The 17,419-nt window shown below is 38.7% G+C and carries 18 protein-coding genes and 1 pseudogene; 6 read left to right on the forward strand and 13 right to left on the reverse strand.

Features of this window, described 5'->3' with window-relative positions:
* The first annotated feature begins 72 nt into the window (after positions 1–72).
* Positions 73–729: a TVP38/TMEM64 family protein gene (locus tag LC090_RS10240; RefSeq protein ID WP_226657746.1), complete on the forward strand. Its 657-nt coding sequence runs from the start codon at positions 73–75 to the stop codon at positions 727–729.
* A 39-nt stretch (positions 730–768) separates the two neighbouring features.
* Here LC090_RS10240 and LC090_RS10245 read toward each other — a convergent pair whose 3' ends face one another.
* Positions 769–1,347, reverse strand: a complete 579-nt coding sequence (locus LC090_RS10245; protein ID WP_226657748.1) for a metal-dependent hydrolase — start codon at positions 1,345–1,347, stop codon at positions 769–771.
* Between the two features lie 185 nt (positions 1,348–1,532).
* On the opposite strand from LC090_RS10245, the gene LC090_RS10250 reads away from it, so the two are divergent.
* Positions 1,533–2,711, forward strand: coding sequence for a MalY/PatB family protein (locus LC090_RS10250; RefSeq protein ID WP_226657750.1), 1,179 nt, complete (start codon positions 1,533–1,535; stop codon positions 2,709–2,711).
* A 39-nt stretch (positions 2,712–2,750) separates the two neighbouring features.
* On the opposite strand, the gene LC090_RS10255 is transcribed toward LC090_RS10250, so the two are convergent.
* Positions 2,751–3,293 carry a 2'-5' RNA ligase family protein gene (locus tag LC090_RS10255; protein WP_226657752.1) on the reverse strand — a complete coding sequence of 181 codons (543 nt, stop codon included), beginning with the start codon at positions 3,291–3,293 and terminating at the stop codon, positions 2,751–2,753.
* A gap of 289 nt (positions 3,294–3,582) precedes the next feature.
* Here LC090_RS10255 and LC090_RS10260 point away from each other — a divergent pair, with 289 nt between their 5' ends.
* A complete protein-coding gene (locus LC090_RS10260; protein WP_226657754.1) occupies positions 3,583–4,071 on the forward strand; it encodes a hypothetical protein in 489 nt (162 codons plus the stop codon).
* A 509-nt stretch (positions 4,072–4,580) separates the two neighbouring features.
* On the opposite strand, the gene LC090_RS22160 is transcribed toward LC090_RS10260, so the two are convergent.
* Positions 4,581–4,760, reverse strand: a complete 180-nt coding sequence (locus LC090_RS22160) for a PfkB family carbohydrate kinase (protein WP_226657757.1) — start codon at positions 4,758–4,760, stop codon at positions 4,581–4,583.
* A 384-nt stretch (positions 4,761–5,144) separates the two neighbouring features.
* Here LC090_RS22160 and LC090_RS10270 point away from each other — a divergent pair, with 384 nt between their 5' ends.
* The gene (locus tag LC090_RS10270; RefSeq protein ID WP_226657759.1) at positions 5,145–6,686 is read left to right on the forward strand and encodes a vanadium-dependent haloperoxidase; all 1,542 of its coding nucleotides are present in this window, start codon (positions 5,145–5,147) and stop codon (positions 6,684–6,686) included.
* 180 nt (positions 6,687–6,866) lie between these two features.
* On the opposite strand, the gene LC090_RS10275 is transcribed toward LC090_RS10270, so the two are convergent.
* Positions 6,867–7,049: a hypothetical protein gene (locus tag LC090_RS10275; RefSeq protein WP_226657761.1), complete on the reverse strand. Its 183-nt coding sequence runs from the start codon at positions 7,047–7,049 to the stop codon at positions 6,867–6,869.
* A 458-nt stretch (positions 7,050–7,507) separates the two neighbouring features.
* Here LC090_RS10275 and LC090_RS10280 point away from each other — a divergent pair, with 458 nt between their 5' ends.
* Both LC090_RS10280 and LC090_RS10285 read left to right on the forward strand, forming a co-directional pair.
* Positions 7,508–8,551, forward strand: a complete 1,044-nt coding sequence (locus LC090_RS10280; RefSeq protein ID WP_226657763.1) for an ArsR family transcriptional regulator — start codon at positions 7,508–7,510, stop codon at positions 8,549–8,551.
* On the forward strand, positions 8,548–9,780 hold the full coding sequence (locus tag LC090_RS10285) for an MFS transporter (protein ID WP_226657765.1): 1,233 nt from the start codon (positions 8,548–8,550) through the stop codon (positions 9,778–9,780). The genes LC090_RS10280 and LC090_RS10285 overlap by 4 nt, the downstream gene beginning before the upstream one ends.
* Positions 9,781–9,836: 56 nt before the next feature.
* Here the strand turns inward: LC090_RS10285 and LC090_RS10290 are convergent, their stop codons facing one another.
* From LC090_RS10290 to LC090_RS10330, 9 genes and pseudogenes are all read right to left on the reverse strand, one after another.
* Positions 9,837–10,976, reverse strand: a complete 1,140-nt coding sequence (locus LC090_RS10290) for an amidohydrolase (RefSeq protein WP_226657767.1) — start codon at positions 10,974–10,976, stop codon at positions 9,837–9,839.
* A gap of 62 nt (positions 10,977–11,038) precedes the next feature.
* Positions 11,039–11,425, reverse strand: coding sequence for a VOC family protein (locus LC090_RS10295; protein ID WP_226657769.1), 387 nt, complete (start codon positions 11,423–11,425; stop codon positions 11,039–11,041).
* A 114-nt stretch (positions 11,426–11,539) separates the two neighbouring features.
* On the reverse strand, positions 11,540–12,121 hold the full coding sequence (gene clpP / locus LC090_RS10300) for an ATP-dependent Clp endopeptidase proteolytic subunit ClpP (RefSeq protein WP_226657771.1): 582 nt from the start codon (positions 12,119–12,121) through the stop codon (positions 11,540–11,542).
* Between the two features lie 25 nt (positions 12,122–12,146).
* Positions 12,147–12,791 (reverse strand): sigma-70 family RNA polymerase sigma factor, encoded by a 645-nt coding sequence (locus LC090_RS10305; protein ID WP_226657773.1) that lies wholly within the window; start codon positions 12,789–12,791, stop codon positions 12,147–12,149.
* A 210-nt stretch (positions 12,792–13,001) separates the two neighbouring features.
* Positions 13,002–13,289 carry a hypothetical protein gene (locus tag LC090_RS10310; protein ID WP_226657775.1) on the reverse strand — a complete coding sequence of 96 codons (288 nt, stop codon included), beginning with the start codon at positions 13,287–13,289 and terminating at the stop codon, positions 13,002–13,004.
* Between the two features lie 133 nt (positions 13,290–13,422).
* Positions 13,423–14,739, reverse strand: a complete 1,317-nt coding sequence (locus LC090_RS10315; RefSeq protein WP_226658444.1) for a multicopper oxidase family protein — start codon at positions 14,737–14,739, stop codon at positions 13,423–13,425.
* Positions 14,740–14,754: 15 nt separating this feature from the next.
* Entirely contained in the window at positions 14,755–14,949 is a 195-nt protein-coding gene (locus tag LC090_RS10320) for a hypothetical protein (protein ID WP_226657777.1), read from the reverse strand.
* 28 nt (positions 14,950–14,977) lie between these two features.
* Positions 14,978–15,193, reverse strand: coding sequence for an SHOCT domain-containing protein (locus LC090_RS10325; protein ID WP_226657779.1), 216 nt, complete (start codon positions 15,191–15,193; stop codon positions 14,978–14,980).
* Positions 15,194–15,362: 169 nt separating this feature from the next.
* Positions 15,363–17,357, reverse strand: a pseudogene (locus tag LC090_RS10330) (heavy metal translocating P-type ATPase).
* Positions 17,358–17,419: the final 62 nt, after the last annotated feature.

A 17,419-nucleotide genomic window follows, 5' to 3' on the forward strand; every position in this document is an offset into this window, starting at 1 on the left:
GTAAGCCACCTTACAGCCCATTTAAGTTTTTTTGTGTATGCTTAATAGAAGAAGTACTGAGAGGAGGGGAAGGTGACGCGTACTAAAGTGGTATTAAAATGGACTCTCATCATGATAGTGGTCATGCTCTTACTCTGGTTCAGTCGATCTTATCTTGATTTTAGAGTGGAAGAAATCAGAGATTGGATTTTATCATTCGGTTTACTTGCTCCAATTGTTTATATGGTTATTTACACGATCCGCCCCTTGATTTTCTTCCCGGCATCCGTTTTATCAATTGCGGGAGGTCTTGCGTTTGGATCATTGTTCGGTACAATTTACACCGTAATCGGAGCAACTGGAGGAGCGGTCTTATCATTTATTGTCGCTAGAAAACTAGGGAAATCAATCGCTAATAAAGATTGGCAGGGCAAAGGACGAAAGCTACAAGAGCAGCTAGAGAAAAATGGATTTTTCTATGTTTTATTTTTTCGGTTCGTCCCACTCTTTAACTTTGATTTAATTAGTTATTCTGCAGGCTTATCTAAGGTACGATTTACGTCGTTCTTTTTCGGTACGCTTATCGGTATTATACCTGGAACATTTGCTTACAACTTTTTAGGAAGCAGCCTCGTATCAGGTAATCCAAAAGTTATTGCGCTCGCTGTTGGGGTCTTCATCTTACTATCGGTTATACCAATCTTAATTCGCAATAGAATTACGAAGAAAAACTCGTCATTAAGTAAGTAAGAAAAAGGAGCAGGCTGTTTATACAACGCCTGCTCCTTTTTATGACTCAATTTCGTTATTTTTAGCCTGTTTTAAAACTTTCTTTGATCGTCGACGATCTAGGATAAGATAAATGATCGTAGATACGAGGAGTAGACCGTGTGTAAAACTAAACTCGGAACCGTAATAATCACGGTTCCAATAAGAAACAACTCCAGGAATAATGGTATGACTGAGCGGATAAAAAATCGGTACAGCATCGCTTACATGCGTAAAAAAATCAACAACCACATGCAAAAACCATCCCCACACAAAACCAGAAAAAGGCGTCAGCTTAAAGCCTCGATGAACAATCATCAATAGAATAAAGGCCAGTAACCAGATGACAATAGAATGACCTAGTTGACGGAGTACACTGACTACAGGATGTTCAAACAACCCATGTATAAAATAATGCACAGTAAGGTCAATTTGAGGATGCGTGATTTTTTGAATACTACGTTCTATTAATAAGTATAAAAACATCACATAATAAATAATATCAGGGGCGATGCCACCGATGACAATGTATTTAACAGTTCGTCTGCTTTTCTTTCGGAAAAAGAAATAACTCCAAAATGCATGGTGAAGTGTATTCATAAGGCAAACCCTCACTTTATTTGTAAGCTAATGCCTAAAAAAACAATACTATGAACTCATTTTACCATCGCCGTAGCTAACTGTCGTTGGTAAAAGGTTAATACTTAAGATGTATAAGCAATAACTCTGACAGATAAGTGTGGATTTGATAAAGTAAAGATGAACTATTGAACAATTGGAGGCACATGATGAACGTATTTGATGAACGTATTAATCGATTTGATACACATTCAGTGAAATGGGATCATACAGAAGCCATTTTTGAAAAGGAAAACCTTTTGCCAATGTGGGTAGCGGATATGGACTTCCGAGCTCCGCAACCTGTTATTGATGCGCTCACAACACGCATTCAGCATGGGATATTCGGCTACTCAATGCCCACCGAAAACACAAAATCTGCGATTCAAGGCTGGTTGAATAGACGGCATAATTGGTCGATTCAGCAGGATTGGATTGTGTTCACGCCAGGTGTCGTGCCTGCGCTATCCGCAGCGGTAAATACGTATACAGAAAAGGGAGAGAAAGTGGTCATTCAGTCTCCTGTGTACTATCCGTTTCGGGATATGGTAGAGAAGAGTGAGCGGGAAGTTGTCGATAATCCACTTGTGAGAAGAAACGGAAAATATGAGATGGATTTTCAGGATCTCGAAAGGAAGCTTAATGATCCAGATGTGAAGATGTTACTGCTTTGTAATCCTCATAATCCTGTTGGGAGAGTTTGGAGAAAAAATGAGCTGATGAAGCTTGCTGAGCTTTGTTTAACTTATAATGTGTTAATCGTTTCGGATGATATTCATTTTGATCTCATTTTCAAAGAGTATGAACATACACTAATTTCAACGCTTTCTGAAGAAATTGCGGCAAATACCATTACTTGCGTGGCTCCAAGTAAAACGTTTAATTTGGCAGGAATGCAACTATCAACTATTATCATTCCTGATGAAGAAAAGCGGGAGCAATTTAATGCGTATATGGGCAAATTAGGGCTGTTTGCACCTAGTCCGTTCGGCATAACTGCAGTAGAAGCAGCTTATAACCATGGGGAAGAATGGCTTGAGGAACTTATGGACTACTTACAAGGAAATCTATTGTTCCTTACGACATTTATAAATGAGCGACTTCCCCAAATCGACGTGATTGAACCTGAGGGTACTTATCTTGTTTGGTTAGACTTTACTAAACTTGACATGTCTCATGAGGAACTTGAGCAGTTTGTGCAAGGGGAAGCAAGGCTTGCACTCGATGAAGGCTATATTTTTGGAGAAGGCGGAAAGGGATTCGAACGTATTAATATTGCTTGCCCGCGTTCAGTGTTGCAAGAGGGGTTAGAACGATTGGAAAAAGCAATTAACGAAAAGAATTAATGAAAACGCCCTGAAAATTTCAGGGCGTTTTCATTATCGTTAAAAAAGCCTTTTATTTAAAGGACGAAGAGGTAGCTCAAGAACTGGCGTATATGTAGTAGACGATTTCATTGAAAAAATGTGAACAGATGGAACAAAAAAAGGAGCAAATTCGTCTAACCTATGATCAGCATCTTGTTTCATTTTCTTAAATTGATCATTAGTCATGTGGTTCGTTTTTTGTGCAATGGTTAAGTGAGGGATAAAATCAGTCACTTCATAATGCTTTTTTTGTTCCTGTAGAGAGGGATTGATGGCATCCACAAACAATAAATGAAGGGTAATGATCTCTTTACATAAGACGGTATTAAATAACACAGTTGATCCAAAAGTAGCTGGTGCGCCAAGTTTAATTTCAAAAGCAGGAAAATCTCGACAAATTTGCTCGATTTTAGGAATCCAGTCGTCTGTTGCCGTAAGACCACTAGAGGCTTTGACCTTTATATGCGGCGGAGAACTATCGGTATAATCCCATTTCTTTCGAAAAGATTGAATTTGGTTCAATATCTGAGGAGGGGGGAGGACGGCAATAAAAAATGGCATGAGCAAATCTCCTTCGTTTAATCAGTCGATATCTTATAGGGTTTTTAACGATTGAAAATCTAAGAAGTTATATCACTAAATTCGCTAAATAATGGATTACCCCTTTAATATGGCAATATCCTTTCGAAAATCAATCAATAGTACTAGTGAAGGCTAATAAAGGGGAAGAAAATTATAAAAAAACTCCCATAATTGAGTGCAATCTTTTTAAATTTTGTTATGATAAAAGAGTTGAAGCAGAAGAGCTTTCCCGTAAGTGGAAGCTAGCATTGGAAAGCGGGTGATTTGTATGAAAAAAGCAACAAAAGGACTTCTAACCATCCTACTTTTCTCTGTTCTCGCATTTGGTTATCTTAAATCAGCTGAAGTTTATATAGACTACAAAAATGATAAATATGCCCATACTGCAAGTGCCATAAGCATTGAAAGCAGCTTGCATCAAAAGATCGATGAACAGAACATTTACGAAATACAGGTACATAGAAGCAAACAACAAAAAGAAGACATTATCACGTCAAATGAAGATGAGTCAGCTCTTGTTGATTGGATTAACAACCTTAACGGAACTGATTTAACACAGTTATCAAATCATCGGGTACAGGTTGATGATGCCGACTTTATTATTTATTTGAAAACAGGTAAAGAAATTAGAATTAATTTGGACGATGAGAATGTGATCATTTCAAGAAATGATAATGATAACAAAGTTTTCAATTCGTATTTAATTAGTTCTTATGAATTGAATGATCAGATCGCACGTATATTAGAAATTGGTTAAATTTTAATTCTGTCTCAATATCTTAAGTTTACTTAACGATTGAGACAGAATTATTAATTGTTCGGTAACTTCCTATAATATATATTATGTAAACTAAAATAAAAATTAAGGAAAAGGAGTACGTAATAATTTTATTGTGCTCCTCTATTTGTTTCATGATCGAATTGTTATCACCATACATTTAGTTGCGATTTCTATTGCGATCTTGCAACTCATCTACTGATCATTTTTCCTGATCAATTGCCGTAAATTAAATGAAACCCTGCAAATGCAATTGCGGATTACAATAAGTCATAAGTAAGTGACTTGGGTTATTTATAAAGAATTTTGATGTTAAGTAATGAAGTTTTTGATGAATTGTAGATTCTATCATTTTTGTGGTTGTTACTTTCATGCTACCATTTGTAAAGTCTGTAAATTGATCATTGACCCATTGCTTTGTCTTCTTGTAAAAAAGTAACTATATCTTCTTTATAAGGCATGGCATGATATTTTCCGATTTTTGTAACCTAATGAGATGCAACAGAATTAGCTCGATATACAGCCTCATCTAACGTATATCCCTCTGAAATAAACGTCGCAAATCCCCCGTTGAAGGCGTCCCTAGCCCCAGTTGTGTCCACTGCATTGACTGAAAAGCCATGAATAACTCTACCTTCCTTACCGTCATCATCACCCTTTCTTCCCAAGGGTGATGATGACGTTAGGAATGTCCCCTTTTGCCAAGACTATTGCTGCTTCATGAGCCGATTGTTCATCACGGAATTTCACACCTGTTAACAAATGACCTCCCGTTTCATTTGGCGTGATATAGGAAACCTTTTAAAGAAAATCCTGATCCAGTTCCTGATAAGATGCTGCAAAGTGTTATTTTGAAAGCGCTTTCTGAGGTCGCCTTCTTTCCACTTCGATCTACGCTCATTTGGAACACCAGTTAATTTCAAATGCCAAATTATGAGATTTCTAGTCTTGTGACTCTTTCCGATTTTTACCTTATACATACAATAGTGTAATACCATATGGAAAGTAGGATACAAATGTTTAATAGAATAAAATCATTCTTTTATAGGTGCATGTGGCCTATCAAGAAATTCAGCTGTGAGATTGGTCCTCTCCCTCCCATGGCTAGACGTGTGAAAGCTTTTATCATCCGACTAAAAGCAAGTAAATTTTACAAAAAAATGCGTTTGCAGTCACTCACTTGTAATGGTGATGAGAAAAGATATCCGAACAAGATTGCCAGTTTTTCAAAAGCTTTACCACATAACGATCTTGGAGAGGTAGATTTAGATGCGTATAACCACTATATAAAGGCTTTGAAATCAGGAGATCCGGATGATTTCGAGAGGATTCCGCTTGGCGGTGAAAGAAAGCTTGTCAATCCGCAAGCGGCTTACGCTTACGAAATGGCAGGACCTGATAGTCATCAGCTTGTCACCCCACCCCCACCAGTCTTCAGCAGTGCAGAAGCAGCAGGTGAAATGGTAGAGCTTTACTGGCTGGCTCTTTGTAGGGATGTGCCGTTTACTGATTATGATACGGACCCTTTAACGATGGAAGCGGCCGAAGATTTAACGAACCTTTCTGATTTTCGTGGTCCGAAAATGGATGGAAAAGTTACATCTAAAACGTTATTCCGTGGAGATATTCAAGGTGCTTTGGTGGGACCATACATCTCACAATTCCTATGGAAAGACGTCCCATATGTTTCGAATACCGTCGCCCAACGATACCAGACGACCATTCCGAATGATGATCATCTCATATCCTATCCGAATTGGTTGGCCGTTCAAAATGGCTCTGCACCTCCCACTTTTAATGAATTTGACCCTATTCCTCGTTATATCAGAAATATACGAGATTTAGCGGGATACGTTCACCGGGATATTACGGTGGAGGATGGATTGACAGCAGGGCTCATTCTACTCAGCTTTGGCGAGGAAGCATGGGACTCGAATAATCCTTACCGTAATTCCAATACGCAGATTGGATTTTCAACCTTCGGTGCACCACATGTCTTAGACTTTGTGACAAGAGCAGCCCGACCGGGTTTGGAAGCTGCATGGTTCCAGAAATGGCTCGTACATCGTCGTTTACGCCCGGAGCAGTTTGGAGGACGTATTCATAATGAATTAATCGGTGCAGCTGATTATCCTATTCATCCAGATGTACTAAACTCAGTGGCAGTGACTCGAATTTTTGAAAAATATGAGACATACCTCCTGCCACAGGCATATGAAGAAGGTTGTCCAACTCATCCATCATTCCCTGCTGGACACGGTACGTTTATAGGGGCTATGGTTACGATGCTTAAGGCTTTCTTTGATGAATCCTATGTGATCCCTTCTCCTGTTGTGGCAAGCAGCGATGGTCTTTCACTGGAGCCGTATGAAGGATCTCCCCTTACAGTGGGTGGAGAACTGAATAAATTAGCGATGAATGTTGCCCTTGGAAGAGACGGAGCAGGTGTACACTATAGCAGTGAAGGACTTAACAGTTTACAGCTTGGAGAACAGGTAGCTATCGGGATCTTACGAGATTATAGAAAAACGTATAACGAACAATTTAAAGGCTTCTGTCTAACAAAGTTTGATGGTACCACTATCACCATATAATAAATGGTAACCACTTTATCTATCTACTCTATTATTTTTATTCGAACGTAATTTACAGAGAGAATGACGATTGAGGAATGAACATGAAGATATGAAAATGAAATCGTACCTGCAGACCATCCATGCTTCACATTCGCAGTTGGAATGCGGATTTATTATGAAAAAATAATTCCCAGCTTTTTAAAAAGCTGGCTTTTTGTTGAGTTCTTTTTTTAAATGATAGCATTGCTCTAAATCAATGTCGTAAAAACTTGCTATACCAAGATTGTAATAAAGGACATCATATAACTCTTCTTTAATAGATATATTATTATCCGCCACGATGTCCTTACATTCTTTGTATATTAGTAATTTCCATAACATCAATCCTGCACCTAAAATTTAATGAAGAGAAAAAGAGCGTTATCCTCATTGATTACCGCTCATAGAACGTTAGGACAATTATATTCAACTTTTTTTATTGAAAGAACAAATGTTCTGTCAGGCGATTTATAGCTCTTCTATATAATAACTCTGGTAGTTTTGTACTTCTTTATATTAGTTATGAAATCACTTTATAGTTTTTATAAAGTGTAAAGCAATTATCCCTTCTTCTTATTCCATATTCAATGGGGTAGCAGCATTGTTAATTTAAGAATCGTGGCCACAGTAATTAATTAACAAGAACAAACGTTCTCACCTCCGCAAAAAGAGCACTTTTAACTTTAAATGTACTTCTTTATACCTAGTTTGTTGAATATCGGTAATGATGTTCGAAATATATTGAATTATATATTCCGTTAATTTAGAATTATGTTAAGAATTGGTAGGAGGTATTCATAATGGAGCGATTATATTCCCCACAGCCTGTTGAAACTGTTTCTCTTAAAGTTGAATCTTCCCCTGTTTGGGAAGTAATCCTTGGCATTGCAGGTTTTACGCACGCAAAACTTCGACATACGTTTGAACTGAATGATGACTGGTTGGATCAAGAGAGTCGTATGCCTTCCTCACTTATAAAAAACTTAAAATGGATTGAAGATAACAATACGTGGTATGGAATGATTATGCTACAAAACAAATTATCCGCTCAAACCATTTCAGATTTTTCGAAAGTCTTACGTGAAATTTCAAAAACTACTTTTTACGATGTGCTTCTTCCCTATTTTAATCGTGATATAGAGCCAATTCGTAAGGAAGCCGCATTAAATTATGGAAATAGCGAGGTATTTGCAACATATGCAAATTATTTTAGAAATCATGAATTTTTAGAAGGCTATGTTCAGTCTCTTGGACGATATGAGTATGAAACGTTATGTAACCACTTAATTGATACGCTACAAGAATGGGAGGCCTTTGTTCGGCAAGAACCCGAATGGGACAAATGGTGTACTGCCCTTACATATGAGCAGAAGCAACAAAAATCAATTGATCAAACATCTCCCGCTCAAGAAATTGAACGCATAACAGGTGGAGTGAAATATACACCAGAGCCATCTATTTGGCACGTAAAGCTCATCCCTCATGTTTCTTATCGACCTTGGGTTTTAGAGCAGCGAACGGCGGATACAAAACTCTTTTTTTATCCGATAAATGAAGCGTATTTTCTTGAACGAGGCGTTCCCTCTACTGAATTAGTTCGAGGTCATAAAGCGTTAGGCGAAGAATTACGACTAAAGCTACTTTATCAGTTATTGCAGCAATCGATGTCGTTACAAGAGATGAGTGTGAAATTCCAGATTTCAAAGACGACATTGCATCATCATCTGACGTTGTTAAAATCAGCGAAGTTTATCCGAGTTGAGAAAGGTGTTTATTCTGTACAGATGACGCATCTTAAAGGTTTTTCAGAGAAATTAATCAGCTACTTAGAGATTGATTTATGAAAAAATATTCACGTGCTTTTCAAGTGCTTTGGATTGGTGAAATGATCTCCGCATTTGGTGGAGCTGCAGGTGGAATTATCAATGGATTGGTTTTATATGAGGTCACAGGATCACGAGAATGGATGGGTGCTCTCTGGCTTGTTTACTTTATACCTTCTCTTCTATTACAGGGGTTTAGTGCCCCGTTTTTAAATTTTGTTCGAAAGGAAATGCTCCTACGTCGTTCACAGCTCATTCGCTCTGGTGCGTATTTGTTTCCGCTCTCTGGTTATTTAATCGGTATCGAGTGGGTTGTCATTGGCTCGTTAATTGCGTTGCAGTGTCTTTTAGGCTTAATTCAACCGATTTATGCGAGTTTATCTTTCTCTATTTTGCCATCCCTTTGCAAAGATGAAGACCTTGTTGAAGCAAATGGCGTGTTAGAAGGCACTTTACGTCTTATGAGCTTTCTTGCACCTGGTGTCACATCACTCTTATTACTCTTTGCATCTATACCGGTTATTTATGGTGTTTCTTCACTACTGTTTCTAATGAGTTATTTATCACTTAGACATCTTCCAAAGCTCTCAATGCCAAAGGACTCGCCTATATGGTCAAAACAATTTTGGTGGGTTGAACTAAAGGCGGGGTATCACGTATTTTTTCGTTTTCCCCAACTGATGAAACTTACTTTTCTATCCTCAACTGTGCAGTTTGCTGTTGGCGCGACGATGGTTCTTAGCGTCCCTTTTATTCGAAAAGAGCTGCATGGTGACTATTGGGAGTATGCGATTTTTGCCGGAGCTTTTCCACTTGGTTATGTACTTGGGATGATTCTTTTAACCAAATTACCGAAGTCGAATGTCATGATGTATGTTGGTTTGATTGGTGGAGGACTTTCCTTCAGTTTGTTATTCCTTGTTGATTCAATCCCATTAGCCTGGTGTTGTGAACTATTTGGCGGCATTCTCTTTCCGTTTTTTAATGCGCAAAGTTCTGCTGTCTTTCAGCGGGAAGCACCGCGAGAACGTTTAAGTCAGTTAAGCGCCGTCAGACTCCTTTTCTTAAGACTGACGATGCCATTAGGAATACTGTTTGCTTCAATATTCACTTTAGACCCAAGTGATTTATATGGCATGATAGGGATGATGATTGTTTTACTCGGAGCATTGTTTTTACTAATGTCCGCAGCGACGACTGAGGTTACATTTAAGGATAATGATCAGTCTAAAAATGATTTGAATACATAACCCAAATTTAAAAGTCACTTCGCCTATTTTGGATAAGTGACTTTTTGCTATTCTTTTTAATTCTTTTGATACTTATCATGCCAATCCTGTTGATCCGCTTCTAAAAGTAATTCCGTCAAAATGTTAGTTCCATAAATCAATGCTTCTTTATTAAATTGCATCTTTGGATGATGTAATCCAGGTTTTAAATCACAGCCAAGACCAATCATCGTTGAGGCGATCGTAGGGTTTTTTAGTGAATAAAAGTGAAAATCCTCCGCACCAGGTGATACACACTCTGAGACGACGTGCTCAGGACCTAATGAGGAACTTATCGCTTTCTTCGCAAGGTTTATGGCAACCGCATATTTAACAGCCGCAGGAGTGAATCCTGCCACATTGGAAGAAATCTTCGTTTTCGTTAACACTCCAACATTTGTTAGAACATGATTTGTTTGCTCAACAAGGTTTGTCATTGTCTCATTGGACCTAGCTCTTAAGTCTAGAGTGAACCGGGCTTTGGATGGAATCGAGTTAGAAGCTTCCCCACCTTGAAGTTCTGTAATTTTCACAGAATAAGAATCAGTAACATCTAAGCGGATTTGCTGAATGGCTTGTATCATTGTCGCAGCAGCTTCTAGTGGGTTATTTCCCTTTTCTGGACGAGCTGCATGAGAAGGTATCCCTTCGATCCACCCTTTAATACTTGTTGTTGACCCGTGCGTAATGACAGGAGATGCTTTTCCGAAAGGAATTTCTAGTGCTGGCCGTAAGTGAATACCTCCAAGAAAGACAACATCATTCAGCGTCTGCTCCTCGATCATTTTTAGCGCACCTTCAGCCGTTTCTTCTGCTGGTTGAAAAATAAATCGAATCGTGTGTTTCATTGGATGGCGAACTAGGGCAAGAGCCGCATAAAGAACCATCGTACTATGTGCGTCGTGACCACAAGAGTGATTCGGTCGCATATTACCATCTACTTCTTGAAGCAAGGCATCCATGTCTGCCCGTAGCGCAATAACATGAGAGCTTTTTCGGTTGAATTCTGCCACAAAACCGAAGTGCTTCTCAAACGTCTGAATATGATACCCTGCTTGTGATAATTTTTCTCTTAAGTAGCAGGAGGTTTTTTCTTCGTGCCAGCTCGTCTCAGCAAGTTGATGCAGTTCATTGTAGGTTGTTAAGATTTTATTAGTATGTTCCTCATCAAGGTCCATCGTATTTCTCCTTTCGAGTGAAAAAACACCATCGAATGAACGATGGTGCATCGATAAAAAAATCAGTCTTTGTTCGTTTCCATTACCGCAAAATAATTTTCTTCAGGATCTGCAAAGTTAAAAACACGTCCTGAAGGCATAGAAACAATTTCCCCGACGGTTATTTTTTGACTCTTAAAACTTTCGTATAAAGAATCTAAATCCTTCGTGTAAAACATAAGTGAGGGTGTACCGAGATTTAATTCAGGCTCCATTCTAGCTATAAACGCTTTATCATGAAGAACAAGGCTTGTCGCTCCTTCTAAAGATGGTCCAATCTCGATCCATCTCATTCCCCCGTCATTTTCTTCTTCTGCAATTAAATGAAATCCAACCTTATCTGTCCAAAATGCTAATGCCTCATCCTGATTATCCACGTATAGCATAATTTGACCAATTTGATTGATCATTTCAACACTCCCTTTCATTTAATACGAACACATTCAATCTACCTATTCTACACAGCGATTCGTTGACCTCTTATTAAATGAAAAAAAGGAACGGTTTTCCGTCCCTTAAACAATCTATTTTGCTTTTTGAATGATTTCATCGATAATCCCATACTCTTTTGCTTCTTGAGCGCTCATGAAGTAATCCCGGTCCGTATCTAATGCTACTTTATCAAGTGAATGATTGGTTTTTTCTGCGATAATTTGATTGATATGCTGTCTTAGTTTAAGAATACGTTTTGCTGAGATTTCTAAATCAGTTGCTTGCCCTCGAGCTCCCCCTAAAGGTTGGTGAATCATGATTTCACTGTTTGGCAAGGCATATCGTTTCCCTTTTGTACCTGCTAGTAATAACATCGCTCCAAACGAAGCAGCCATTCCTGTACAAATGGTTTTCACATCAGGGGCAATGTAGTGCATCGTATCGTAGATGGCAAATCCTGCTGACGTGGATCCACCCGGGCTATTAATATAGAGCGAGATATCTTTGTCAGGTTCATCCGCTGCTAAAAATAATAGCTGTGCCACGATGCTGTTTGCCATAGCGTCATTAATTTCATCACTAACCATGATAATCCGATCCTTTAACAGCCTTGAGTAAATGTCATACGATCGCTCTCCTCGACTAGATTGTTCGATGACATAAGGTATATTCATAACGTTTCCTCCCTAATCGTGTTTATTATGCAGCAAGTGAGAGGACGTTAGAAGGTGAAGAATGCGTGGTTTTAGGATTAATAAGGATTGGAATCAATGTAATTAGCGCGCTTGGATCTTGTATATGAACGGATTTTACAATGACGTGTAACAACATCTGCTGGGTGTCTTCAGACCAGTCATGATCCATTCCTGAATTACACAGTTTTCTCATGTTAAGGCGGCTTCTGTTTAATAATGCTTTCACACCGGTATCTGTCATCTTAAGAAGAGCGGCAATTTCTGATATTTTGTATTGAAATGCTTCTTTCAACACGAAAGTCACGAACTGTTTTGGTGTTAGTTGAGCTAACAGCTTCTCTAGCCATTCTGAGCAAATTTCTTGGTCCACCATAACATCATCTGGTAAATCAATTTCAGAAAGTAGAGCTTCTTTTTCCTGTTTACGAAGGCGATCGATCCACTCATGATAGGCTATCTTTTTCAGGAGGGCGCTACTCCAATGGTCGTGATTTTTGTAGTTCTTTAAAGCTTTATAAATCGTTTCTTGAGCAATTTCTTCTCCATCCCACTTATTCTGAGTCAAATGGTGGCAATACCGATAAAGTTTACAAAGCACCTCATCCAAATTTTTCTCATGAACACGTTCATCATTGATCTCCTTATGCAACCTCATCACTCCTTATGCCCTCTCATCCTTATAACGGATCAAATTAGGAAAAAGATATGGGTGATTTTATTTATTTATAAAATATGCGGGGGCTGTGTTTTTTTATCATAAACGTTTTTACGTTTATGATCACGTATTTGTTTCAAGGAGTAATTTCTCAGGTTACAAATGGTCTTAAAATAAAAGCACTCCCACCTGGGAGTGCTTCACTTATCGCAAATCGTCTTTTATAGCGTTGGTAAATTCAGCGATCGCATCATTATCGATTCCTTGAGCGGATGCCATTTGCTTCAATGCTTCAGGATCTTGCTGTTTAGCCTGTTGAGCATGAGATTGCGCCTGATGTGAAGCGTTTTGCTGTGAATGCTGCTGCAGGCCACCAAATCCGTTTTGCATACGGTTGGTAATTGCGTAGGCAGCCGCTCCACCAAGTGCACTTAATGCCATGACCGTAGCTGTTTTGCCTCTTCCTTTTTGATTACGCTTTTTATGATTCACTTCATGTCACTTCCTTAGATAAAAGTTAAAAGACGTGTTTCTAATCGTTAGCCACACTGATTAGTTTAAGTCAACTTTCACCTAATATACTGGTTCGTTTTCCCAAGATCATGCTAATCACCGATTATCCTCTTTAATTTGGTGAATTGTTGTTTTTTCCTCCTAATTCAAACGGTGAGTAGACCCCTTTATAATCAACGATCGTCACCATCCCACGATCTGCATGATTGTTATCATGACAGTGAAACAACCATTCTCCTTGATTATTTGCTTTAAAGTAAATGGTATACGTTTCACCGGGTTTTACATGAATTAAATCTTTTACTAAGGGAGAGTCAAGTTCCTTACCGTTTTTTGAAGTTACCTGAAACCGATGTCCATGTAAGTGCATCGGGTGATTCATTCTTCCTGAGTTGGTTATTTCAACCTTTACGATATCTCCGCTTTCTACCTGAATGGGTGGGGTATTTGGAAATGTTTCATCGTTAATTTGAAATGCCATCCCTTTTCCCATATCCATCCCCATGCTTAAATCCATGTTATACGTTACATCAGGATTAGCTGGTGTTTTATTAAATATCAAATTTTCACTTCCAAAAGTTGTCCCATCTACAACAGATGTATTGGAACTGAGGTGTGTATTCATTGCTACAGAAACATCACTTTTCTTTGTAACGACTGGAATTTTCATATCTTCTGCATGTTCAATATTGTTTGATTGTCCAATGACCGTTGGTTCCCCATCCTGTTTTGTGAAAGCAACATCAATCCGTTCGCCAGGGGCAATTTCTACTACATTTGATGATTCTGTGTTATCGGATACTTCTTCCCCATCTGTTTCAATTACCTCTATGGAACCTTCAGGGAATACCAATCGATGAACTTGATAGCCAGCATTAACGAAACGTAACCTAGCTGTTTGCCCGTCATTTAAAATCAAAGGATCAATAGAGGAACCGGCTTTACCGTTCACTGTGAACGTATCGTACATTTGCTTCGTGTCTGCTTCGCCGTCTCCTGACATGCTTCCCATCATCATCCCGCCAATGTTAGATAAGTTCTGTTTATCTTGATTTACTGCCCATTCATCGAGGATAAAAGATTCATCTTTATCGTATTTCTGTTTCTTCTCTTCTACCACAAGCACTCCATAAAGCCCTTTATCTACTTGTAATGAGCTATGTTGATGCGAGTGATACCAATATGTTCCGGCATCTCCTGCAATGAATTCATACGTGAACGATTCTCCTGGTTGAACAGCATCCTGTGTGAGGCCGGGTACACCGTCCATTTTATTCGGTAGTAATACACCATGCCAGTGAATGGTGACTGGTACATCCAATTCATTTGTTAAGTGGACCTTTACAAAATCCCCTTCTGTCACGCGTATTTCCTCTCCAGGAACTGTTCCATTATAAGTCCAGGCATCAACTTTCTTTCCATGGCTAATTTGCCAATTTTTTTCTTATGCAGTTATATTGTATGTCTTGACAGGTCGCCCATCCGCTTCTTCAGCATTTACTTCTAATATGCTAGTTCCATTTTGGTTTACACTTACTGGAAGGGATTTGTCGGTTAGTAAAGACGATTTAAAAACAAGCCAGCCTCCTATCATTAATAAAATGGCAATCATTGAGATACCAATTATTTTTTTCTTCATTATTTTTCACCTCGACGTCTAGTGTTCACTACTTTTTTGCAATTTTCTTTTTTAAGCGGTCATATTCTTCTTCAGAAATTTCTCCCCTAGCTAGCCGTTCTTTTAATGTTTCGAGTGAACTTGTACCACTGGATTTCTTTTCAGGCTGCATCATCCATACGATGATTGCGATAATAGCTATCGCGATTAGTATTCCGAAAAATCCGAATCCCCAGAACCCACCGTTCATTCCTCCGCTCATCATAAAAACCGCCTCCTTTTAACCTGATTCATATACTGATATACCCGTATAGGTATTTAAATAATCGGATTTTCTCCTTTTAATTTAATTTGTCGGTGCCGATATAATTCGTTCCCAAGTAATAGGATAACTAGTTAGAAGCGATGAAAACTGCTTCTAACCTAACGATTATTCATGCTTTTAATAACTTTGCATTTATCGCTACAATGACCGTACTTAAAGACATCAGTACCGCACCAACTGCTGGACTAAGAACAATACCGATTGGATATAAAATCCCTGCAGCAAGTGGAATAGCCAGTATATTGTAGCCTGCTGCCCACCAAAGATTTTGAATCATTTTCTTATAAGTTGCTTTAGATAATTCAATAATCGATACCACATCTTCAGGATTACTTTTTACTAAAACCACATCAGCCGTTTCCATGGCGACATCTGTTCCTGCTCCAATCGCAATTCCAAGATCAGCATTTGCTAATGCTGGAGCGTCATTCACTCCGTCTCCCGTCATCGCCACTTTTAGTCCTTTTTGTTTGATCTCCTTTATCTGATCGGCTTTCTCGTGAGGAAGAACTTCTGCATAAATTTCAGTTAAATCGAGCTGCTTCGCAACCCATGTTGCTACTTGTTTATTATCACCTGTAAGCATCATAGAAGAAACATTTAAGGTTTTTAATTGCTGAATGGCATTCTTAGCACTTTCTCGAATCCTATCAGCAAGTGCGATCATAGCCACTAATTCTCCATCGACCAAAACGAATACAACTGTTTTTCCCTGTTTGGCAAGTTCCGCATAGCGGTCTTTTTGATATTCAATTTCTTCATCTTTCATATAGCCAGGACTTACAACCATTACTTTTTGACTATCGACCGTTGCTTGTAATCCTTTACCGGTAATTTATTGGAAATCCTTAACAGACTTCAAGGTCATATTTCTTTCTTTTGCCTCCTCAGCTATGCCACGAGCTATCGGATGTTCTGATTCAGATTCAACGGAAGCTGCTAGTAGAATGATTTCATCTTCTTCTTTCTCTGTAATGATATCTGTTATCCCAAATTTCCCCTCTGTTAGCGTACCGGTTTTATCAAAGACGACCGCTTCTAACTTCCTTGCTTCCTCAAAACTTGTTCGATTACGTATGAGCAATCCTTTTTTCGCCGATAGGGCGGTTGATCTTGCAACGACAAGAGGCGCTGCAAGGCCTAGAGCATGTGGACAAGCAATGACCATGACTGTCACCATCCATTCTAAAGCAAAAACAAAATCATACCCAAGTAAAACCCAAGTTAGTAATGTTATTATTCCTGTTACAAGCGCAAGGTAGAAAAGCCATTTAGCAGCACGATCTGAAAAATTCTGTGTTCTTGATTTCGATTCTTGAGCTTCTCTCACCATTGTGACAACTTGAGAAAGATAGCTATCTTCACCGGTTTTTTCAACTTTTACAGTCAAAGAACCTTCTCCGTTAATCGAGGCACCTATAACACCATCATTTTTTTCTTTTTCCACTGGTACAGATTCACCCGTTAACATCGATTCGTCAATCGAAGACTGTCCCTTTACAATTGTTCCATCAACGGGGACTTTTTCTCCAGGTTTAATAAGCACGTAGTCTCCTTCGTTTAGTTCTGATGTAGGAACATCTTCAATAGAGCCGTCTTGGCTAACACGATGAGCCTCCGATGGCATCAGTTTTACAAGCTCTTCTAGTGCTTTTGATGCTCCCATCACTGATTTCATTTCGATCCAATGACCGAGAAGCATAATATCAATTAGAGTCGCTAGCTCCCAAAAGAAGTTTTTCCCAGATAAACCGAATACCGTCAATGAACTATAGACATATGCGACGATAATGGCTAACGCAATAAGTGTCATCATTCCCGGGTTTTTATCTTTTAGTTCACTCCATGCTCCTGTGAGGAAAGGCCACCCTCCATAAAAAAAGATAACAGTTGAAAGTGCAAATAAGATGTAGAGATCTCCCGTGAATCTTAAGTTTAGATTAACGAAATTTTGTAACATAGGTGATAAAACGAGTATAGGTAGTGTGATTAATAACGAAAGATAAAACCTTTTTTTAAAATCTTCTACCATATGCGCGTGGTGAGAACTGTGATCTTGTTTATGTTCGGAATGGTGATGTTTTTCTTCCGTAGAATGGTCCATACTAGCCTCCTTGTTTTAGTATAAGATGGTAGATGTTATTAGTCATCTTCACTTATTGTTCC

The organism is Guptibacillus hwajinpoensis (assembly GCF_020524165.1).
GTDB classification, from domain to species: Bacteria; Bacillota; Bacilli; order Bacillales; family Guptibacillaceae; genus Guptibacillus; species Guptibacillus hwajinpoensis_D.